Annotated in this window: 18 protein-coding genes; 12 read left to right on the forward strand and 6 right to left on the reverse strand. The window is 40.4% G+C overall.

The window, feature by feature from the left end:
* The first annotated feature begins 164 nt into the window (after positions 1–164).
* From glyQ to H4J59_RS17600, 4 genes are all read left to right on the forward strand, one after another.
* On the forward strand, positions 165–1,115 hold the full coding sequence (glyQ, locus tag H4J59_RS17585; RefSeq protein WP_182241291.1) for a glycine--tRNA ligase subunit alpha: 951 nt from the start codon (positions 165–167) through the stop codon (positions 1,113–1,115).
* Positions 1,115–3,181, forward strand: coding sequence for a glycine--tRNA ligase subunit beta (gene glyS / locus H4J59_RS17590; RefSeq protein WP_182241292.1), 2,067 nt, complete (start codon positions 1,115–1,117; stop codon positions 3,179–3,181). The genes glyQ and glyS overlap by 1 nt, the downstream gene beginning before the upstream one ends.
* Before the next feature lie 637 nt (positions 3,182–3,818).
* Positions 3,819–5,255 (forward strand): M28 family peptidase, encoded by a 1,437-nt coding sequence (locus H4J59_RS17595; RefSeq protein WP_182241293.1) that lies wholly within the window; start codon positions 3,819–3,821, stop codon positions 5,253–5,255.
* A 66-nt stretch (positions 5,256–5,321) separates the two neighbouring features.
* On the forward strand, positions 5,322–5,711 hold the full coding sequence (locus H4J59_RS17600) for an EAL domain-containing protein (protein ID WP_220469875.1): 390 nt from the start codon (positions 5,322–5,324) through the stop codon (positions 5,709–5,711).
* Here the strand turns inward: H4J59_RS17600 and tusA are convergent.
* Positions 5,706–5,954: a sulfurtransferase TusA gene (tusA, locus tag H4J59_RS17605; protein ID WP_182136202.1), complete on the reverse strand. Its 249-nt coding sequence runs from the start codon at positions 5,952–5,954 to the stop codon at positions 5,706–5,708. The genes H4J59_RS17600 and tusA overlap by 6 nt on opposite strands.
* 225 nt (positions 5,955–6,179) lie before the next feature.
* Here tusA and H4J59_RS17610 point away from each other — a divergent pair, with 225 nt between their 5' ends.
* The 4 genes from H4J59_RS17610 (at position 6,180) to H4J59_RS17625 (ending at position 11,603) form a co-directional block, all read left to right on the forward strand.
* On the forward strand, positions 6,180–8,099 hold the full coding sequence (locus tag H4J59_RS17610) for a transglycosylase SLT domain-containing protein (RefSeq protein ID WP_182241294.1): 1,920 nt from the start codon (positions 6,180–6,182) through the stop codon (positions 8,097–8,099).
* Between the two features lie 72 nt (positions 8,100–8,171).
* Entirely contained in the window at positions 8,172–9,491 is a 1,320-nt protein-coding gene (gene pepQ, locus H4J59_RS17615) for a Xaa-Pro dipeptidase (protein WP_182241295.1), read from the forward strand.
* Between the two features lie 12 nt (positions 9,492–9,503).
* Positions 9,504–10,127 (forward strand): YigZ family protein, encoded by a 624-nt coding sequence (locus H4J59_RS17620; protein ID WP_182241296.1) that lies wholly within the window; start codon positions 9,504–9,506, stop codon positions 10,125–10,127.
* A gap of 9 nt (positions 10,128–10,136) precedes the next feature.
* A complete protein-coding gene (locus tag H4J59_RS17625) occupies positions 10,137–11,603 on the forward strand; it encodes a TrkH family potassium uptake protein (protein ID WP_182241297.1) in 1,467 nt (488 codons plus the stop codon).
* Between the two features lie 48 nt (positions 11,604–11,651).
* Here the strand turns inward: H4J59_RS17625 and trkA are convergent, their stop codons facing one another.
* The 4 genes from trkA to def form a co-directional block, all read right to left on the reverse strand.
* Complete coding sequence (gene trkA / locus H4J59_RS17630) at positions 11,652–13,031, reverse strand: Trk system potassium transporter TrkA (RefSeq protein WP_182241298.1); 1,380 nt, start codon at positions 13,029–13,031, stop codon at positions 11,652–11,654.
* Between the two features lie 24 nt (positions 13,032–13,055).
* Positions 13,056–14,372 carry a 16S rRNA (cytosine(967)-C(5))-methyltransferase RsmB gene (gene rsmB, locus H4J59_RS17635; protein WP_182241299.1) on the reverse strand — a complete coding sequence of 439 codons (1,317 nt, stop codon included), beginning with the start codon at positions 14,370–14,372 and terminating at the stop codon, positions 13,056–13,058.
* A gap of 2 nt (positions 14,373–14,374) precedes the next feature.
* A complete protein-coding gene (gene fmt, locus H4J59_RS17640) occupies positions 14,375–15,376 on the reverse strand; it encodes a methionyl-tRNA formyltransferase (protein WP_182241300.1) in 1,002 nt (333 codons plus the stop codon).
* 93 nt (positions 15,377–15,469) lie between these two features.
* Positions 15,470–15,985: a peptide deformylase gene (def, locus tag H4J59_RS17645; protein ID WP_182136195.1), complete on the reverse strand. Its 516-nt coding sequence runs from the start codon at positions 15,983–15,985 to the stop codon at positions 15,470–15,472.
* Between the two features lie 116 nt (positions 15,986–16,101).
* Between def and H4J59_RS17650 the strand changes: the two genes are divergently transcribed.
* From H4J59_RS17650 to H4J59_RS17665, 4 genes are all read left to right on the forward strand, one after another.
* Positions 16,102–17,190, forward strand: a complete 1,089-nt coding sequence (locus tag H4J59_RS17650) for a LysM peptidoglycan-binding domain-containing protein (RefSeq protein ID WP_182241301.1) — start codon at positions 16,102–16,104, stop codon at positions 17,188–17,190.
* A gap of 33 nt (positions 17,191–17,223) precedes the next feature.
* Positions 17,224–18,360 (forward strand): DNA-processing protein DprA, encoded by a 1,137-nt coding sequence (gene dprA, locus H4J59_RS17655; RefSeq protein ID WP_310733221.1) that lies wholly within the window; start codon positions 17,224–17,226, stop codon positions 18,358–18,360.
* Between the two features lie 2 nt (positions 18,361–18,362).
* Positions 18,363–18,836 (forward strand): DUF494 family protein, encoded by a 474-nt coding sequence (locus tag H4J59_RS17660; protein WP_182186669.1) that lies wholly within the window; start codon positions 18,363–18,365, stop codon positions 18,834–18,836.
* Positions 18,837–18,932: 96 nt separating this feature from the next.
* On the forward strand, positions 18,933–19,499 hold the full coding sequence (locus H4J59_RS17665) for a topoisomerase DNA-binding C4 zinc finger domain-containing protein (protein ID WP_182241302.1): 567 nt from the start codon (positions 18,933–18,935) through the stop codon (positions 19,497–19,499).
* 103 nt (positions 19,500–19,602) lie between these two features.
* Here the strand turns inward: H4J59_RS17665 and H4J59_RS17670 are convergent, their stop codons facing one another.
* On the reverse strand, positions 19,603–20,757 hold the full coding sequence (locus tag H4J59_RS17670; RefSeq protein ID WP_182241303.1) for a 5-(carboxyamino)imidazole ribonucleotide synthase: 1,155 nt from the start codon (positions 20,755–20,757) through the stop codon (positions 19,603–19,605).
* Positions 20,758–20,763 lie beyond the last annotated feature (6 nt).

Genomic DNA, 20,763 nt, shown 5'->3' on the forward strand with positions numbered 1-20,763 from the left:
CAGTCAATGACTGATAAATTTTACACCTTGTTTTTAGCCATTTTATTTGATAAAAAATTAGATCACTTAATTAATTAAATTGCGATAAGGACACTAGGCTAATAAAGCGACAAACGGTATAATTAGCCTTATTTAACCCCATATAACTATAGATTCGGAATGTTATGAGTACGTTTAATATAAAGACCTTTCAAGGACTAATATTGCAGTTGCAAGATTATTGGTCACGCCAAGGCTGTGTAATAGTTCAGCCATTAGATTTAGAAGTTGGGGCCGGCACATTTCACCCGATGACATTTTTACGTTCTATTGGTCCTGAGCCAATGAGTAGTGCTTATGTGCAACCATGTCGACGTCCAACCGATGGTCGCTACGGTGAAAATCCAAATCGCTTACAACACTATTATCAGTTTCAAGTCATGCTAAAGCCTTCTCCAGATAATATTCAAGAGCTTTACCTTGACTCGTTAAAAGAGATGGGCATTGATCCACTCGTGCACGATATTCGCTTTGTAGAAGACAACTGGGAATCACCCACCTTAGGCGCTTGGGGTTTAGGTTGGGAAATCTGGCTAAACGGCATGGAGGTTACGCAATTCACTTACTTTCAACAAGTTGGCGGTATAGAGTGTGCACCTGTTACGGGTGAAATAACCTATGGCTTAGAACGCTTAGCCATGTATATTCAAAACGTAGATAGTATTTATGATCTGGTTTGGACTGATGGTCCTATGGGTAAAATACTTTATGGCGATGTATTCCATCAAAATGAAGTTGAACAATCAACTTATAACTTTGAATATGCTGACGTTGATGCCTTATTTAACACCTTTGATCAGTGTGAAAAAGACAGTGAAAAACTGATCCAAGCAGGTTTAGCTTTACCGGCATACGAACAAGTGATGAAAGCTTCTCATGCCTTTAACTTACTGGATGCTCGACACGCCATATCGGTAACAGAACGCCAACGCTATATATTGAGAGTAAGAGCTTTATCAAAAGCTTGTGCACAAGCCTATTACGCCAAACGTGAAGAGCTTGGCTTTCCGCTTTGTAAAAATAATTTAGCCAATGATAACTCGAGCAATAATAACTCAGCCAAGGGACAGTCATAATGACAACAGAAACACTATTGATTGAACTCGGTACTGAAGAGTTACCACCCAAGTCGTTGAGAACTTTAGCCACAACGTTTTTTGAGCAAATTAAATTACAACTAGATGAAGCAAAACTTTCTTATTCTGATATTTATTGGTATGCGACGCCAAGACGTTTAGCGGTAAAGGTTGACAACTTAGTCGCTAACCAAGCTGACAAAGCCATTGAAAAACGTGGTCCTGCGGTTAGCGTAGCCTTTGATGCTGCAGGTAAGCCAAGTAAAGCTGCTGAAGGTTGGGCGCGCTCAAATGGCATCACTGTTGCTCAAGCAGAACGTTTGGTAACAGATAAAGGTGAATGGTTACTTTACAAAACTATCGAGCAAGGCAAACATGTTGAGCAGTTAATTCCTGACATGGTTAACCTAGCTATTGCAAAGTTACCTGTACCCAAACCTATGCGTTGGGGCTCAGGTAGAACACAATTTATTCGTCCTGTGCATACGCTAACACTACTTTATGGCGCAAGTGTTATTGCTGGAGAATCGTTAAACATTTGTTCTAATAACTTAGTGACCGGTCACCGATTTCATCATCATGGCTTAGTTGCGTTAGCACATGCCGATGACTATGAAAGCGCATTAAAAGCAGCACATGTTGTGGTTGACTATCAAGCACGTAAAGACACTATTCAACAGCAAATTAATGCCGCGGCGATAGCCATTGGTGGTTTCGTTTTACCGGATGACGAGTTACTAGAAGAAGTGACTTCATTAGTTGAATGGCCAGTAGTATTAACCGGCAGCTTCGACAAAGAGTTTTTGAATGTACCTGCTGAACCCTTAATTTATTCGATGAAAGATCATCAAAAATACTTTCCTGTCACCGATAGCGAAGGTAACTTATTGAATAAATTCATCTTTGTATCAAATATTGATAGCAAAGATCCAAGTCAGGTTATTAAAGGAAATGAGAAGGTTATTCGACCACGTTTAGCTGATGCGGAATTTTTCTTTAAAACAGATAAAAAACAATCACTTGAGTCAAGGCTGCAAGGTTTAGAGTCAATGTTGTTTCAAAAGCAATTAGGCACAGTGAAAGCTAAGTCTGAACGTATTGCTAGTTTAAGTGAGTTCGTTGCGGATAAAACTGGCGATGATACCGCTATAGCCTATCGCGCAGGTTTACTGAGCAAAACAGATTTAATGTCAGATATGGTGCTTGAATTTCCACAAGTTCAAGGCACCATGGGTAAGTATTATGCTCAGCATGATGGTGAACCTGCAGCCGTTGCACAGGCCTTAGAAGATCAATATCGACCTCGTTTCGCGGGTGATGTATTACCTGAACAAACCATAGGTTGCGCCGTTGCTATTGCTGATAAAGTCGATACCTTAGTCGGCATTTTTGGCATTAACCAAGCGCCTAAGGGTGATAAAGACCCATTTGCTTTGCGCCGTGCGGCTATTGGCTTGATCCGTATCATCATTGAGAAAGATCTTAATTTAGATATTGCGGATTTAGTGGCAAAAAGTGTTGAGCTTTATCAAGATAAATTAAGCAATCAAGACGTGACTCAGCAAGTACTTGAATTTGTTTTTGGTCGCTACCGTGCTTATTATCAAGATCAAAATATTACGGTTGATGTCATACAAGCTGTGCTAGCTAATGCTCCGTCTTCACCATTGGATTTTGACAAGCGTATTCATGCGGTAACACACTTTAAAACCTTAGGTGAAGCGGCTACGTTAGCCGCCGCTAACAAGCGTGTGGGTAATATTTTAGTTAAATTTAAAGGTGAGCTTTTTAACACTTTTAAAGCTGATTTAGCGACAGAAGCGGCTGAAGCAGAGTTGGCCTCAGCTTTTTCAGTGGTTAATACTAAAATAGCACCATTAATGGCGACAAAAGATTATCAAAGTGCATTAACTGAATTAGCGGCGTTAAAGCAGCCCATTGATAACTTTTTTGATCATGTCATGGTGATGGCTGATGATGAACAAGTTAAAACCAATCGCTTGACCTTACTAAACGAAATTCGTAATAGTTTTCTTGCGATAGCGGATATTTCTTTATTACAGTAATATTTTTGGTTGTAGCGTATTAAAAACTCAAAGGAATGCTAAGGCATTCCTTTTTTTTATTATTAAATCTTGCTTACACCGAGATTAATTTTGCCAAGAGGTATTTAGCTCGAACAATAAAAAATTCCGATTCTTACTCAATGGTGATTCTGTTGATTAAGTCGATTTAGTTAACTCAACTGGAAAATGGTAACTACTTGCGCCGTTCAGAAGCGTATTTTTTAATATAAAATAATATATCAACAAGCTGTTTTAAGAACAAAATAGACATTTTGCGAACTGTGTAAGTGTTTTTCTGCTCTTGAGTTTGCAAAGCGTCAAGCACAACACTTTCAGTGTTTTCTAAAGTAAAATCTAAACCTAAACCTAGTCTTATAAGCCTAGCTAATGTTAATCAGCAGAGTTAAGTATGGCAAACTTGACCGTATTTAAAGCTGTTATTTTAGCTTGATATAGTTTTGTGACCCATCTAACCCTGAGCAATTGATCATTTAATTGTGAGTTCAATAGAGAGTTCGATAGTGAATTTAACCGTGCGTTGAATTGAATTATTAATAGGATGGATGAACCCGTTAAGCTTATTAAATGTGCTAATCTTTTACCAAAGTAATAATCACAATAATATTAGGTTGTCGTTATGTTTATACATTTTTCTCAAGTGAAGAGTATCGCACTTACTCCATCGTTCAATGCTTTTTTTCGAAAGACTGTTGGGGCGTTATGTGCATTTGCCACCGCTGTCCCTGTTTACGCTACTACAGTGGTGCCACCGAATGAGCAGTTGGTATTGCGTGAGATACAGCAAGAAGTAAGTGCAGAGAGACTGAAAAAAGATGTCACTACATTAGTTGGCTTTGGTACCAGGCATACCTTGTCAGAGACAAAATCAGATAGCCAAGGCATTGGCGCGGCACGTCGTTGGATTAAGTCAGAATTTGATAAAATTTCAGCACAATGTGGAGGCTGTTTAGAAGTTGTTTATCAAAAACAGACCTTTTCAGGAGAAAAGCGAATTCCTGAACCGACTGAAGTGATCAATGTTATCGCTATTCAGCGCGGCCAACTCGATCCCAATCGCTATATCGTGATGTCTGGTGATATAGACTCACGTGTGTCAGACCCGCTTGATTACACCAGTGCCTCTCCAGGAGCCAATGATAATGCTTCAGGTGTTGCCGGAGTTATCGAAGCCGCTAGAGTGCTGTCCCAACATAAATTTGCCGGTACTGTAGTTTATGCCGCCTTATCAGGAGAAGAACAGGGATTGTTTGGTGGAAAAATAATGGCAGGTATTGCCAAGAAAGAAGCTTGGCGTGTGGAAGCGGTTATTAATAACGACATGATTGGTAATATTTCAGGTATCAATGGCGTTATCAACAATACAACAGCAAGAGTTTTTTCCGAAGGCGTTCGCTATGTTGAAACACCAGCAGAAGCTAAAAAACGCAGATTTACCGGTGGAGAAGTAGATTCGCCTTCACGAAATTTAGCTCGCTATATTGATCAAATTGCCGACCAATACATCCCTAACTTAGACGTTATGATGATATATAGATTGGACAGGTTTGGTCGAGGCGGACATCATAGACCCTTTAATGCAGTTGGTTATCCTGCCGTACGTATTATGGAAACTAATGAGCACTACGATCGTCAGCATCAAGACCTTCGAAGCGAAAATGGTCGAGCGTTCGGTGACGTTATTTCTGGTGTAGATTTTGCTTTTACTGCGAAATTAACCTCGTTAAACGCCGTTACTATAGCCGCTATGGCTTGGGCACCACCACCGCCAGCCAATACTGAAATTTCAGGGGCAGTTAAAGCCTCAACAAGTTTAAAGTGGCAGCGTCCAGCAGGGACTATGGCAAATAACTTAGCGGGTTACCGTGTGCATTGGCGATTAACCACAGAGCCAACATGGACAAATAGTCAATATGTCGGCGATGTTACTGAATTTGAGTTAAAAAATATTGTAATCGATAACTATTTTTTCGGTGTTAGCAGTGTTGCAAAAGATGGTTTTGAAAGCCCAGTGGTTTTTCCCGGTCCTGCAGGCTCTTTTGGGGGTTATGAATAACAGTTTAAAAACTATTTGGCTTCAACTATTATTCACTGATAAGTAATAATTGGAGCCAAAGTTACATTGTTTGTCATAAGATTTTGTAACAAGTTTGCACACACGGATACAGATTTCCCCCGTATTAATATTATCATCCTAACTTACCTCAAACGCTTGCCCGCTAGCCTGATTAAAATAGATCAGAGTTTTATACGCGACATGCTCACTGACCCGCACGATTTAGCCATTGTTATGGGCGTTGTTAGTTTGGCGAAAGCTTTCCAGCTTGAGGTGATTGCAGAAGGAGTAAAAATTGTGGGTCATGGCACTGAATTATTACAACTGGGTTGTAAATTAGCGCAAGATTATGGCATTTCAAGGCCGAAGCCTTCGAGTGATATTCTAATCCGGCTGGATAGTTGGCAGCCTGATAGCGCTTTGCTACACACCTTAACTATCACCTTAGTGTCATAACCCTTTCTTAATAACGTATTGAAAAGGTATTTTTTTTACTTGTTGACTAATAAGTTGATGATCCATAAATCGACAAAAGCTGGGGATATCTCTTGCAGTTGACGGGTCATCAGCGCTCACAAGGAGGGTTTCACCTTCGGCCATTTTTCGTATTTTTAGCCGAAGCATCATTACCGGCTCGGGGCAGCGGAGCCCAATGGCATCTAATTGGTGATCTGGAGCTGAAAAAGGGCAATCGGTCATGCTTTACCTTGCTAGGGAATATGATTTGGCGCTAATTTTAAAGCCTATTTACCATGACGCAACAATAAACTTACCTTGATTGTTTTTTTCAATGGATTTTTAAGCATCTAAAACTGACTTTAAGAGCAAATATTGATAATTAAGCTAATAATTGTCTGTAATAAGCTTGCTTTGTCACGTTAGAGGTGAATAATTGATCCATGCTTATTTCTCCAAGGTCTTCTAATGCCGCTAGCTAGTTTCCGATTGTTTAAAACCGCCATCTTAAGTGCGCTATTAGTGAGTGCAGCAACTTTCGCTAATGATGAAAGCCAGCAGCGAAAAAATTTCTTGCAAGCCGAAAAGCAAACTTGGAATCACAACTCTGCTAGTTATCAAAACCTATATAACCAACTACATTATTATCCGCTGCAACCTTATTTGGATCAGAAACGCTTAATGACCAACATGAAGTTGTCATCAGCGCCAAAGATAAGGGACTTTTTAGCAAAGTATAAAGGCACACCATTGGATTGGCCTTTAAGAAATAAATGGCTAACTTATTTAGCCAAACGTAAGCAGAGGGTACTCTTTCAAAACTTTTTCGAAGCCACTAGTGACGTTGAGCTAACTTGTCAGCATTATCGCTTTCAACTGAAATCTGGTGTGTCACCAAAGAAAGTATTGCCAAAAGTAAGCTCGCTTTGGCTAGTAGGTAAGTCGCAACCTAAAGTTTGTGACCCTTTGTTTAAGCAGTGGCAGCAAGCAGGGTATAGAACCAATGAGTTGATATGGCAACGTATCGTATTATCAGCGGATGGCGGTAAACATACTTTAATACCGTATTTAACTCGGTTATTACCAGAGAATGAGCAATATTTAGCTCAGCTTTGGCATCAAGTACGTCGCAATCCGTCATACACCAAACACTTATCAAAATTTAAAAATAAAACCCAGAGAGAGGCGGAAATAGTCACTTATGGTTTGAAGCGCCTCATATGGCGTGATCCAAAACAAGCACTTGAAACCTATAAATTAGCCCAGTCGTTGTTACCTTTTTCCGTGCAGCAACAGCAACAAATTACGTTAAAATTTGCCCTAGCGTTAGCCAGTAAGAATCATCTTGATGCGGCCATATGGTTAGCGAAAGTTGATGAAAACTTATTTACTAGTAACTTAACCCAGTGGTATATAACCGACGCTCTGCGTGATCAAAATTGGCAAAACATCAAAGCTAAGCTGTTAAAATTACCTGAGATAGCACAAAAAAGCCTGCAGTGGCAGTACTGGTATGGCAGAAGCTTGTTGGCCACTGATGAATTAGTGGCAGGAAATTTACGCTTAAATAAGTTGGCGCTAAGCCGACATTATTATGGTTTTTTAGCCGCGAGTTATTTAAATAAACCGGCTAATTTTCAGAATATACCGCTCGTGGTTAGCGCAGATGAAAGAGCCTTAGTGACTAAAAGTCCTGAAGCAAAAAGAGCCATTGAGCTGTTTGCCATTGGTCGGTTTTATCACGCCCGTAAGGAATGGAATTATTGGTTGTCAAAACTCAGTAATCGCGACAAGTTAGTTGCCTCTAAAGTTGCTAATGAAATGCAATGGTATGACAGGGCGATATTTACCTTAGCTAAAGTGGGTTATCTTAACGATGTAGGTTTGCGTTTTCCACTGGGCTTTGAAAGTGAAATTAAGCACTATGCGGGCCAGCAAAACATTAATCCAGCTTGGGCGTTTGCTATCACGCGTCGTGAAAGCTCATTTATGTCTGATGCTAATTCTCCAGCAGGCGCTAAAGGTTTAATGCAAATTATGCCGGGTACAGCAAAACAGCTGGCACGCCAAAAAGTCTCTAATCGATATTTATTCAAAGCTAAAAATAATATTAAATTAGGCACAAAATATTTACGTGATTTACTCGACCGTCATGATGGCAATCAGGTACTGGCTACCGCGGCTTATAATGCCGGCCCTTATCGGGTAAAAAGTTGGTTAAAAAACGCTGAGTCTTTACCTGCTGATGTTTGGATTGAAACCATTCCGTTCAAAGAAACCCGAGAATATGTTAAAAGCGTTTTAGCTTATCAGCAAATATATCAACACAAAGTAGGACAAGCGGCTTCTTTGTTTGACCAGATCATTGCAATGAATATAAACGAATAGCATCACGCTTGCATTATAATATCAGGCTAAACAAGGTATAATTAACACCAAAGAAATTTAGAGAGTTACCAGATGAATACACTAGCTAGCCAATACCCAGCTCATGTAGCTGAGTTACAAAAACGAACTAAAGCCGTATTAGCAAGAGAAAATCTTGAAGGTTTAGTCATTCACTCTGGTCAAGAAATTAAAGCCTTCTTAGACGATAACAGCTATCCATTTCGCGTTAACCCACACTTTAAAGCCTGGTTACCTTTAGTTGATGTTGCTAACTGTTGGCTATTGGTTAACGGTACAGATAAACCCACACTGATTTACTATCAACCAGTTGATTTTTGGCATAAAGTTATCGGTTTGGCGGATGATTATTGGCATGAATTTTTTGATATAAAAATTTTAGCTAAAGCCAGTGACGTCGATAAGTTACTGCCTTATGATAAAAAAGCCTTTGCCTATATTGGTGCTCATATTGAAGTGGCGAAAGCGTTAGGCTTTGATCATATCAATCCCGAGCCATTGATTAACTATTTTCATTTTCACCGTGCTTATAAAACTTCTTACGAACAAACGTGTTTGCGCCGTTCAAATGAGATTGCGGTTAAGGGCCATAAAGCAGCCAAAGCCGCTTTTTTTGATGGTGCATCAGAGTACGATATTCAACATGCTTTTCTTAAAGCAACGCAACAAGTTGAAAGTGAAACACCTTATGGTAATATTGTCGCGTTAAATGAAAACACCGCTATTTTACATTACACCGCTTTAGATCGCGGCGTACCACAAGCCCATCGTTCTTTTTTACTGGATGCCGGCGCTAATTTTAATGGTTATGCCGCGGATATTACTCGCACCTATTCTTTTAAGCGTGATCGCTTTGCTGAGTTAATTGCGCGCATGGATATTCTAATGTTGAATGCAGTTGACGCCTTAAAGCCAGGGCTGAGTTATGTTGACCTACATATTGCTACTTATCGCGAAATAGGTAAGGTTTTACGAGAGTTTAACTTTATTAATGTTGATGTCGATACGGCGGTTGAAAGCGGTATTATTTCTACCTTTTTCCCACATGGCTTAGGTCATCACTTAGGCTTACAAGTGCACGATGTTGGCAGTTTTATGGCAGACGAACGTGGTACTCAGGTTAATACCCCAGAGCAACATGCTTTTTTACGGACGTCGCGCGTGATAGAAAGCAATCAAGTTTTTACTATTGAACCTGGCTTATATTTTATCAATTCTTTGCTAGCTGACTTAAAAAAATCTGCCCATGGTAAAATGGTTAATTGGTCAGAGGTTGATGCTATGCGGCCATTTGGTGGTATCAGAATAGAAGATAATGTCATTGTTCACCAGTCGCATAATGAAAATATGACACGAGATTCTGACTTAAACTAAGCGAAAATATTTGTGTCTAGACCATACGAGATAGCGGCCCAAGCGATTATTGATGAAACCATAGTCACGCGTAGCCGCTTTATTTGTTACCTTAAACCTTGCACTAGTGCTGCTGATGCCAAAGCGTTTATTAAAAGCTTACAAGTATTACATCCACAAGCTAATCATCACTGTTATGCCTTTATTGCTGGTCGGCCTGAAAATAGCCAATTATATGGTTTTTCTGATGACGGGGAGCCGTCAGGCACTGCCGGTAAACCTATGCTTAATATGTTAATGGGCAGTAATCTTGGCGAGCTTTGTGCTGTTGTTGTACGATATTTTGGTGGTACTAAGCTTGGACCCGGTGGATTACAACGCGCTTATGGCGGCAGCGTTAAGCAAGCACTGGCGAATTTACCGACAAAATTGAAAATTCCTATGGTACGCAAAACACTAGCGTGTCAATATGCACAAGTAAATGATGTTTTGTATTTTGTTGATCAAATGGGTGGCGAAATTATCCAGCAAGACTACCATGAAAATGTTGTTCTGATACTTGCATTACCTGATGAAAAACTTGAGCTTTTCCAACAGCAATTGCAAACCATGTCTGCGGGACAGTTAACACTTCAACCTATAACTAAAAAGCAATAATAAACTACCGTGCAATTTAAAAATATCATCCGAATATTAGGGTTATTAGTCGCCTTACTAAGCGTAACTATGCTGCCGCCTGCTTTTATTTCTCTGGTTTATCGAGATGGTGGTGGTGTTTCTTTCTTAATGTCATTTCTTTTTTGTTTAATCGCGGGGCTTTTATCTTGGTATCCTTATCGAGACGAAAAGAGCGATTTAAGGGCACGAGAAGGATTTTTAATTGTGGTGTTGTTTTGGACCGTTTTGGCGAGTTTCTCAGCGGTGCCTTTATTATTATTAGATCAACCTAACCTTAGCGTTGCCGATGCATTTTTTGAGTCTTTTTCGGGTCTTACTACGACAGGCGCAACCATATTAACGCAGATTGACGGACTACCACACGCGGTACTTTGGTATCGACAACAACTACAGTGGTTGGGTGGTATGGGGATAATTGTGTTAGCCGTGGCTATTTTACCTATGCTAGGCATAGGTGGTATGCAGTTATATCGCGCTGAAACTCCAGGGCCGGTGAAAGATTCAAAAATGACCCCGCGCATTGCCGATACGGCTAAGCATTTGTGGCTAATTTATGTCACCTTAACCCTTGCTTGTGCCATGAGTTATTGGGCGGCGGGGATGAATTTATTTGACGCTATTTGCCATTCTTTCTCTACTATTGCGATTGGTGGCTTCTCAACTCACGATTTAAGCATGGGCTATTTTGATAGTCCGTTGATCAATTTTATCTGTGTATTTTTCTTACTGGTTGCCGGTGTGAACTTTGCTTTGCATTTTGCGGTAGTGAACAGCCGATCATTGCGTAGTTATTTTTATGATTCAGAATTTAAAGTGTTTTTGGGTATTCAAGCTGTTTTGATCTTAGTGTGTTTTATTGTGCTAATGAGTTTTAATGTTTACCAGTCAGGTTTTGACAACTTTGAACAAGCGATGTTTCATGCCGTTTCAATTAGTACGACTGCCGGCTTTTCAACAACATCTTCAGGCGAAGTCGCTTTTGCTAACTGGCCAACGCTGCTGCCCATTTTATTAATATTTGCCAGTTTTATTGGTGGTTGCGCTGGCAGTACCGGTGGTGGCATGAAAGTCATTCGGGTATTACTGCTTTATTTACAAGGCGTGCGAGAATTAAATAGATTAGTACATCCTAAAGCCGTTTTTACTATTAAGTTAGGTAAAAAAGCACTACCAAATCGTGTGGTAGAAGCTATATGGGGGTTTTTCTCGGCTTATGCGGCTGTGTTTGTTGTTTGTATGTTGTTGTTATTAGCGGGCGGAATGGATGATATTTCAGCCTTTACCGCCGTGGCTGCCTGTTTGAATAATTTGGGCCCAGGTTTGGGGCAGGTTGCGTCAAACTATGCAGAAATAAATGATTTTAGTAAATGGGTTTTGGTTGTTGCCATGCTGTTTGGCCGTTTAGAGATATTTACTTTGCTGGTACTAATGACACCAGCATTTTGGCGAACCTAATATATTTTTCTGATAGTACTTAACACATTATTGCTTAGAACAAATCGCTTAGAAAAACGCTATGGCATCCAGTTGAAATAAAGCTTCAACGTCACTGATATAGCGTTTGTTAACTAAAAATAACACCACATGGTCTTCTGCTTGAATTCGGGTATCTGAATGGGCAATTAAGACTTCTTCGCCACGCACGATGGCACCAATAGTTGTGCCGGGTGGTAACCGAATCTGTTGGATAGTTTTACCCACCACTTTAGATGATTTTTCATCACCTTTAGCGACAATTTCTATTGCTTCTGCTGCGCCACCACGCAAGCTATAAACATTATTAATATTACCACGGCGCACGTGGGTTAATAAGGCGGAAATAGTGGCGTGTTGCGGTGAAACGGCAATATCTATATCACTACCATGGACTAAATCAATGTAAGCACTGCGCTGGATTAATACCATAGCTTTGCGTACCCCTAAGCGTTTTGCTAATAACGATGACATAATGTTGGCTTCGTCATCGTTGGTGACAGCAATAAAAACGTCAAATTGATCTATGTGTTCTTCTAACAGCAACTCTTGATCAGAAGAATCACCGGTAAACACTAAGGTGTCGTTTAGCTCAGAGGCTAAATAGGCTGCCCGTTTAGCCGAATGTTCGATTAATTTTACTTGGTGGTTTTTCTCTAACAAGCGCGCCAAACCTGAGCCGATATTACCACCACCGGCGATCATGATTTTTTTATAAGGCGCTTCCAACTTTTGTAGTTCGTTCATTACCGCGCGAATATGAATTGAGGCGGCAATAAAGAATACTTCGTCATCGGCTTCAATAACGGTAGTGCCCAGCGGTCGAATAGGTTTGCCATTACGATAAATAGCCGCCACCCGGGTATCAATATTCGGAATGTGTTCGCGCAAAGTAGATAGGGCATGGCCCACCAATAAGCCCCCGTAATAAGCTTTAACGGCAACTAAACTGACCTTACCTTCAGCAAATTCTAATACTTGTAGTGCACCTGGGTAATCAATAAGTCGGGCAATATCTCGGGTCACCAGTTGCTCTGGTGCAATAATATGATCTACCGGAATATTTTTATTTTGAAAGAGTTCTTTTTGATATTTGAGAATTTGACTAGAGCGAATTCGGGCAATTTTATTGGCGGTATTAAATAGCGAATAACAAATTTGGCAAGCAATCATGTTGGTAGCATCGTCGTTGGTTACTGCAACAACGAGTTCAGCGTCTTCTGCGCCAGCTTGTTTTAGTATATCAGGGTGAGAGCCGTGACCAACAACAACGCGTAAATCCATTTTGTCTTGTAATTCACGCAAGGTTTCACTGTTAGTGTCTATTAGCGTAATTTCGTTTTTTTCGCCAACAAGGTTTTCTGCTAATGTTCCACCAACCTGTCCAGCACCAATAATTATAATTTTCATTTAAGATTGCTTTTATTGTTGTTTTTACTGTGATTTTTTAATGAGTTTGGCGTAGTAAAAACCGTCCATCGAATTGTCGTTAGACAGTATCTGCCAACCAATATCATGTGCATTATTGGTTATCGCGATATGTTCCACATCTGAATTTTCAGCAACAAAACGTTGAACTTGCTGACTATTTTCTTCTGGTAATACACTGCATGTTGCATACAGCAAAGTACCACCGGGTTTTAATAAAGACCATACATTTTTTAATATATCTTGTTGTAAATCAGTTAATACCGCAATGTCTTGGCTTTTACGCAGCCATTTAATATCAGGGTGTCTGCGTATGACACCGGTACCAGAACACGGAGCGTCAAGTAAAATACGGTCAAATAGTTCTCCATTCCACCACTTGTCTGGTGTGGCGGCATCAGCGGTAATCACCTTTGCTTGTAGGTTCAGACGTTGTAGGTTTTCATGCACTCTCAGCAAGCGCGACTCTTCAATATCAATGGCGGTTAGCGCTTTTATTTTTGGACTATATTCAAGTATATGACAGGTTTTTCCACCTGGCGCGGCACAACAATCAAGTACATTGTCATCTGGCTGGCAATCAAGTAAAAGTGCAGCTTGTTGTGCGGCGCCGTCTTGAATTGATACCCAACCTAGCTGAAATCCAGGCAACTTATTGACATCGATGGCGTCAGTTAAACGTATCGCAGATGACTTTTCATCGATATAGGCATAATCAATGTTTTCAGCCACTAATAAAGCTAGATATTCATCAATACTATGGTGTAGGACATTAACTCGCAACCACATCGGCGGTCTTTGCATATTCGCTTTGAGAATATCTTGCCAACTATCAGGGTAACCACTTTGTAGTTTTTTAATAAACCAAGAGGGGTGGTTAAAGGCGATGGCTTCCGGTAGCTTGCTAGGTTCAGCGGCTAGGCTTTTATCTGCTAATTGTGTTTGCTGGCGTTGGAAATTTCTTAATACGCCATTAATCACGCCTTTTAAATGGTCGCATTTTAAGGGTTTACAGGCGGAAACGGTTTCATTAAATGCGGCGTGATCTGGTATGCGGGTATACTTTATTTGATAAATCCCAACCAGTAATAAAAAGTGACCAACGCGTTGTTTGCCGCTAAAGGGTTTTTTAATGAAGTCACGAACATCATGTTCAAGCTCAGGTAAATGTCTTAATACGCCATAGCAAAGCTCTTGTAATAGCCCTTTATCTTTAATATCTATTTTTGCGATTTGTTGTGGTAGTTCGTCTGACAAACTACGGCCTTTATCAACAACGGCAAAGGTACAGCGAGCAGCCAGTGCTCTAAGGTTAGCGGCCATAATTAAGTTAACTCTTGTTGAGGCTGTATTAGCCTATTGATTGATTGGCCTTGGGTAAACCAATCTGCTTTGCCATTGATTATGTCAGCCACGGCTAAAGCTTTTTTGCCTGGCAGTTGTAATATTTCAAGCCGTAGAGCATTGGCTGTTGTGGCGACCACAATACCTTGTTTATCACAGCTTATGATAGTGCCAGGCAGGTGCTGATGCTCAAGTTCAATAACGCTAGCTTGCCAAACCCGAATACGGTGTTGTTGACTGTTGTCATCAAAGGTAAATTGCGCCACTGGCCATGGTATGTAGGCTCTGATTTTCCGATCAAGTATGCTCGCGGGTTGTTGCCAGTCTAACTCAGCATCTGCTTTATCAAGTTTGGCCGCGTGAGTGGCTTGTAGATTATTCTGTGGTTGGCGTTGATATTTGCCTAAAGTCATCAAGGCTAAGGTGTTTAATAATGCTTTTGGACCTAGTTCAGCTAACTTGTCGTATAAACTCGCGCTCGTGTCTTTTAGGGTAATGTCACACGTTGCGGTTAATATCATATCACCGGTATCTAGGCCTTTATCCATTTGCATTATAGTAACGCCAGTTTGTGAGTCACCCGCTTCTAAAGCACGTTGAATCGGTGCAGCACCACGCCATTTAGGCAAAATAGAACCATGAACATTAATACAGCCTAATCTGGGTGTCTGTAAAATCACCGTCGGCAATAATAAACCATAAGCCACCACTACCATGACATCTGCTTGGTAATTTTCCAGCGTTAACTGTGTTTGTTCAGCTTTAAAATTCACCGGCTGCTGAACTGGAATGTCGTGCGCTAGGGCTAATAATTTAGTTGCACAAGCCGTGAGCTTTTTACCGCGGCCAGCCGGTTTATCGGGCGGGCAATAAACCGCAACAATGTTATGCTCTGAGTGAATTAGCGCCGCTAAATGTTGCGCGGCAAAGTCAGGGGTACCAGCAAAAATGATATTTAATGGTGTAGTTACGGCATTGGGCAAAGGAGTTTCCAAAATGCAATTGATACCAATTGAAATAAATAATCGCTCATTTACTTAATTTAATTGGTATGAGTTATAAAAGAGCGATGACACTTAAGCGTTGGCATTATCCAAACGCGCTTCTTTTTCTAATTTCTTTTTGAATCGCTGGCGTTTAAGTGGTGACAAATAATCAACAAATAAGATGCCATTAAGATGATCCAATTCATGCTGAATACAAATAGCTAATAGCTCTTCACCGTCTAAAGTAAAGGCTTTGCCATTTTCATCAAGGGCGGTAACTGTGACATCAATACTACGGTCAACTTTGGCATAACAGCCGGGTACCGATAAACAACCTTCTTCATTAATAATGGTGTCATCACTTTTGCGGGTGATTTCAGGATTTATTAACACGTAAGGGTGTTCTTTATTTTCTGAAACATCAATAACGACAATTCGTTGGTGAATATCAACTTGAGTTGCCGCCAAACCAACACCATTTTCATCATACATGGTTTCAAACATGTTACTGATAATAGTACGAATTTCATCGTTAACTTCAGTTACAGGTTGCGCTTTTGTTCTTAATCTCTCATCAGGAAATCGTAATACAGGTAAAATAGCCATAATTTATCAAAAGAGTTCGCGAAATGTCGCATAGAGTGTTATGTTTCAATTTTAGCCATTAATTATAGTTAATCATAGTGGTTTAGGATAAAACCTCTAATAATAGGGAAATTAACATGCTAATAAGAGTTTTATCGTTGCTATTTGGCATTGCTCTGTCAGTATCTTTAATGGCAAATGAGTTAGTATTAAAGCCAGATGCTCCAAAATCTTATATCGTTAAGAAAGGCGATACCTTGTGGGATATATCAGGTATATTTCTCAACCAACCTTGGTTGTGGCCTAAGTTATGGCGTCTTAACCCTGATATTAATAACCCACATTTAATTTACCCCGGGGATGAGTTGCGGCTAGTATTTGATGCCCAAGGCCAACCCATGCTGGTTAAAGGTAAGCCTGAACTTAAATGGTCACCCAAAGTAAGAAAACAATTAAAAGACCAAAAACCGGTTAGTACACTACCTTTGCACGTTATTGCGCCCTATATTCGCTACGATACCGTGAGAAGTTTAGCTGAGTTAACTGACTTACCTCATGTTATTGGCAGTGAGGATGGCTATAAATCAAGTGTTGATGGCTTTAAAGTTTATGTTAATAGTGACCTCATTGTTGGTCAAAGTTATGGTATTTACCATAAAGCGGATGCCATTGTTGATCCCGAAACACAGCAAAATTTGGGTTATAATATTCGACTTATTGGTACCGGCAAGGCACTACAAAGTGGCAATATGAGTCAGCAGCAGCCAAGCACTATTTTTGTTGAGGGTGCAAAACGCGAAATTCGTTCGGGTGCTTATGTTATGCCAGTCAATGACGAGCAAGATTACCCCGCTATTTTTACCATGCGAGCAGGTGCTAAAAGCACTGACGGTTTAATTATTAGCTCGGTGACCAAACTACGTGAATTTGCTAAATTTGACGTGATAATGATTAATAAAGGCAATAGCCAAGCCTTACAAGTTGGCGATGTGTTAACGGTTAGCCGAAAAAGCCCCGGCGTTATTGAAACCGACCATGGACCGCAATACAGTAAAGACACTTCTCATTGGAACAAAATAACCAATAACAGCTATTCAGATTACGATATGCCAACCGAAGTAATCGGCAAAGTGATGGTCTTTAAAGTTTATGACAAGGTCAGTATGGCCTTGATTCTTAATGCTGAAAAGCCATTACGAATCCTTGATGGAGTTACGGCACCCTAGCTCTAAAATTGGGCCACGCTTAAGGAGAAGCAAGTGGTAAATACCAGCAATATACTCACGTTAGAGTTAACTTTAACGCATTATTGGCTAGCAGTGAAAGCTATTCCACGGTTAGCCAGTCATAAAAAAATCGCCTTAGTCGAAAAGTTTGGTTTAACGGCTTTATTTGCGGCGAAGACTGACTTAACCTTGTCAGGCCTCACCAATCCACAGCGTGCTGCAATAACTTCTCCTGCCTGGGATTCGTTAACAAAAATAATCTCTGATTCAAGCCACTGTCACAGCGAAATTATTGCCTTTGATGATCCCCTATACCCACAATTATTAAAGGAAATTTATGATCCACCGCTAGTGCTTTTTGTCCGTGGTAATGTGGATTTATTGTTATTACCTAAAATTGCCATTGTGGGTAGCCGCAATGCCAGTATATCAGGTAGAGAGATTGCTTATAATTTATCGGGTCAGTTAACAAGTCAATTCGTTGTTACTAGTGGTTTAGCATTAGGCATCGACGCGCAAGCCCATTTAGGGGCCTTGCATCAGCAGGGCTATACTATTGCAGTGGTAGCAACAGGACTAGATATAACCTATCCCGCTCGACATAAAAAATTACAAAAAGATATTGTTGAAAACAAGGGTCTAATCATTAGCGAGTTTGCCCCGGGTATTGCACCTAAGGCGGGACACTTTCCAAAGCGAAATCGTTTAATAAGCGGTTTAAGTTTGGGGGTTTTGGTCGTTGAGGCGTCTTTAAAAAGTGGTTCGTTGATCACGGCGCGTTGTGCCTTAGAACAAGGTCGAGAAGTATTTGCTATACCTAGCTCAATTTATAATGTGCAGGCGAAAGGTTGTCATTGGTTAATTAAACAAGGCGCTAAGCTTGTCGAAGACACGGCCGACATAGTGGACGAGTTTGAAGAGTTCGTTACAAATAATATAAACTTAAGTAGAAACAAAGCGAAAGATAATTTAGCAGAAAAAAGTGAAAAACAGCACTTGTGTAACGATCCAATGTTAGCTAGTGTGGGCTATGAAATTACGCCCGTAGATTTAGTCGTTTCGCGCAGTAAACTACCGATAGACGAAGTGCTAACTCGATTAACCGTGCTTGAACTTAGAGGTCTGGTGTCTGCTGTGCCAGGGGGTTACCTTAAATTAAATAGGGGCTAGTGATGTTTGATATCTTGATGTACCTTTTTGAAAACTATATTCATAGTGAAGCCGAAGTCATGGTCGATCATGAACTACTTACTGATGAATTAACGCGTGCTGGTTTTCACCAAGATGAAATTTATAAAGCGCTTGCTTGGCTGGAAAAACTTACCGCCTTACAGGACACAGAGGCTTATCCTTATTTAACACGAGTAGGTAACCAATCTATTCGAATTTATACGGCACAAGAAAGCCAAATTCTTGATGTAGAATGTCGTGGTTTTCTGATGTTTTTAGAGCAGGTTAATTTATTAGACTTTACTACCCGTGAAATGGTTATTGACCGAGTTATGGAACTAGACACTAAATTTTTCTCTATTGATGATTTAAAGTGGGTTGTGTTGATGGTGCTGTTTAATGTGCCAGGTAAAGAAAGTGCCTACTCTCAAATGGAAGACCTGATTTTTGATGAGCAAGAAGGCCCGTTGCATTAGCTTTTTTTGTCTAAGACAAAAAGTGCACGAAAAATAGCCACGTTAATATGGTAAAAATATGGCATAATAGGTACCTAATATTTTAGGTGCATTACTATGTCAAACTCCGAAAAACCCCTGTTTTCACGTCATGAACATGCCTTAGAAAAAACCACTGAAATTTGTCCTGACTGTGCTTCGCAGCTCACCATTAAGCATGGTAAGTCAGGCTCATTTTTTGGTTGTGTTACCTATCCTAACTGCCAATACACTCGAGCGGTTGTCGAACATGAGCGCGTTGATGACAAAATACTGGCCGGTAGTGAATGCCCTGAATGCAATCAAGAATTGGCGGTCAAACAAGGTCGATATGGTATGTTTATTGGCTGTACAAACTACCCTGACTGTTCTTACATCGTGGCGCAAGATCACAATGAACTTGAGCAACAAAATGTCAGTTGTCCACAGTGTAAAAAGGGCCAACTACAATCAAAAATCAGCCGTTTTGGTAAAACATTCTATTCTTGTGATCACTATCCAAAATGTAAGTTTGTTGTGAATCATGAGCCAGTTGTGGGTGAATGTGAAAAATGTGGCTTTGCTTTATTACTAAAAAGACAGATGGCAGCAGGTGAAAAGTTACAATGCGCGTCTAAACCTTGCAGTCACTTTCAACCGCACTAATTTTCTTATAAATCGAGATATACATTGAGCTAGGAATTAAGGTATAAAAAAGCCAGTGACTTATCCGTAAGGCATCACTGGCTCTGTAATCACTAATTTAGTGTTAACTCAGTTGTTTTTTGTAACTGGCGACATAAGGCTTAAGTTCATTAAATGCTGCTTCTGGTAGCATGTCAGCTAATAAGCTTAATCGCTCGGCTAATTGTTTTTCATCATTGCCTGAGACATTAATATGCCCCATTTTACGGCCTGGGCGCTTGCTTTTTCCATACCAATGTAAAGTGGTACTCGCCACACTTAAAATTTCATTGGGTACTTCATCTTCACCCAATATATTAATCATGGCTGATGGACGAATTAACTCAGTACTGCCAAGCGGTAAATCACATACCGCACGTAAATGGTTTTCAAATTGACAAGTATCTGCACCTTGTTGGGTCCAATGACCTGAGTTGTGTACGCGAGGAGCAATTTCATTGACCAATAATTGCTGGCCAATTTGGAAAAATTCAATGGCTAATATACCAATGTAATCTAACTCTTTTGCTATGCTATCAAACACTTGTTTTGCTTGTGCTTGTAGCGCTTCATCTATTTGGATGGCAATTGAGACACTCAGCACGCCGTTGGTGTGATGGTTTTGCGTTAAGGGGTAAACTACCGTATTACCTTGACTGTCACGCGCGCCAACTAAAGAGACTTCGCGATCAAAAGGCACCATTTGTTCGGCCACTACCGCATGTTGAAGGCCTTGTACGCCACCATCGAAAAAAGCTTTAATATCAAGCCAAATGTCTTCGGCTTGTGTTTTATCTTTTAATCGCCATTGACCTTTACCATCATAACCCGCTAAAGCGCTTTTTAAAATTAATGGCATAGACAGGTTATTTAAAGCTTGGTCAAAGTCTGCTTTGCTCGCAATAATTTGGTGTTGGGCATTGGCCACACCGCACTTGATGAGCAGATCTTTTTCTAATCTTCTATCGCCGCCGACTTTAATGGCTTGGCTGCTCGGGCGTAGTTTTCCAGACGCTTGGCAAAGTGCAAGTGTTTGGTGATCAATATGCTCAAACTCAGCCGTGATAAAGTCAGCGAACTCAATACCTTGTGTTAATCCACCAAAAGCAACGTCAGTTGAAAGTGGATCAACTACAGTGTCTGAGCCAACATCAAAAGCGCGTATATTGATATTTAAAGGCTTAACCGCCAAGGCCATCATACGAGCCAGTTGGCCAGCACCTAATACTAAAACATTCATTTAGCT

The sequence above is a fragment of the Colwellia sp. MB02u-10 genome (genome assembly GCF_014077185.1).
Lineage (GTDB): Bacteria > Pseudomonadota > Gammaproteobacteria > Enterobacterales > Alteromonadaceae > Cognaticolwellia.

Coding starts and splice junctions, on each gene's coding strand:
- glyQ (WP_182241291.1), top strand. CDS start 165: ATGAGTACGTTTAATATAAAGACCTTTCAAGGACTAATATTGCAGTTG.
- glyS (WP_182241292.1), top strand. CDS start 1,115: ATGACAACAGAAACACTATTGATTGAACTCGGTACTGAAGAGTTACCA.
- H4J59_RS17595 (WP_182241293.1), top strand. CDS start 3,819: ATGTTTATACATTTTTCTCAAGTGAAGAGTATCGCACTTACTCCATCG.
- tusA (WP_182136202.1), bottom strand. CDS start 5,954: ATGACCGATTGCCCTTTTTCAGCTCCAGATCACCAATTAGATGCCATT.
- H4J59_RS17610 (WP_182241294.1), top strand. CDS start 6,180: ATGCCGCTAGCTAGTTTCCGATTGTTTAAAACCGCCATCTTAAGTGCG.
- pepQ (WP_182241295.1), top strand. CDS start 8,172: ATGAATACACTAGCTAGCCAATACCCAGCTCATGTAGCTGAGTTACAA.
- trkA (WP_182241298.1), bottom strand. CDS start 13,031: ATGAAAATTATAATTATTGGTGCTGGACAGGTTGGTGGAACATTAGCA.
- rsmB (WP_182241299.1), bottom strand. CDS start 14,372: ATGGCCGCTAACCTTAGAGCACTGGCTGCTCGCTGTACCTTTGCCGTT.
- def (WP_182136195.1), bottom strand. CDS start 15,985: ATGGCTATTTTACCTGTATTACGATTTCCTGATGAGAGATTAAGAACA.
- H4J59_RS17650 (WP_182241301.1), top strand. CDS start 16,102: ATGCTAATAAGAGTTTTATCGTTGCTATTTGGCATTGCTCTGTCAGTA.
- H4J59_RS17660 (WP_182186669.1), top strand. CDS start 18,363: ATGTTTGATATCTTGATGTACCTTTTTGAAAACTATATTCATAGTGAA.
- H4J59_RS17665 (WP_182241302.1), top strand. CDS start 18,933: ATGTCAAACTCCGAAAAACCCCTGTTTTCACGTCATGAACATGCCTTA.
- H4J59_RS17670 (WP_182241303.1), bottom strand. CDS start 20,757: ATGAATGTTTTAGTATTAGGTGCTGGCCAACTGGCTCGTATGATGGCC.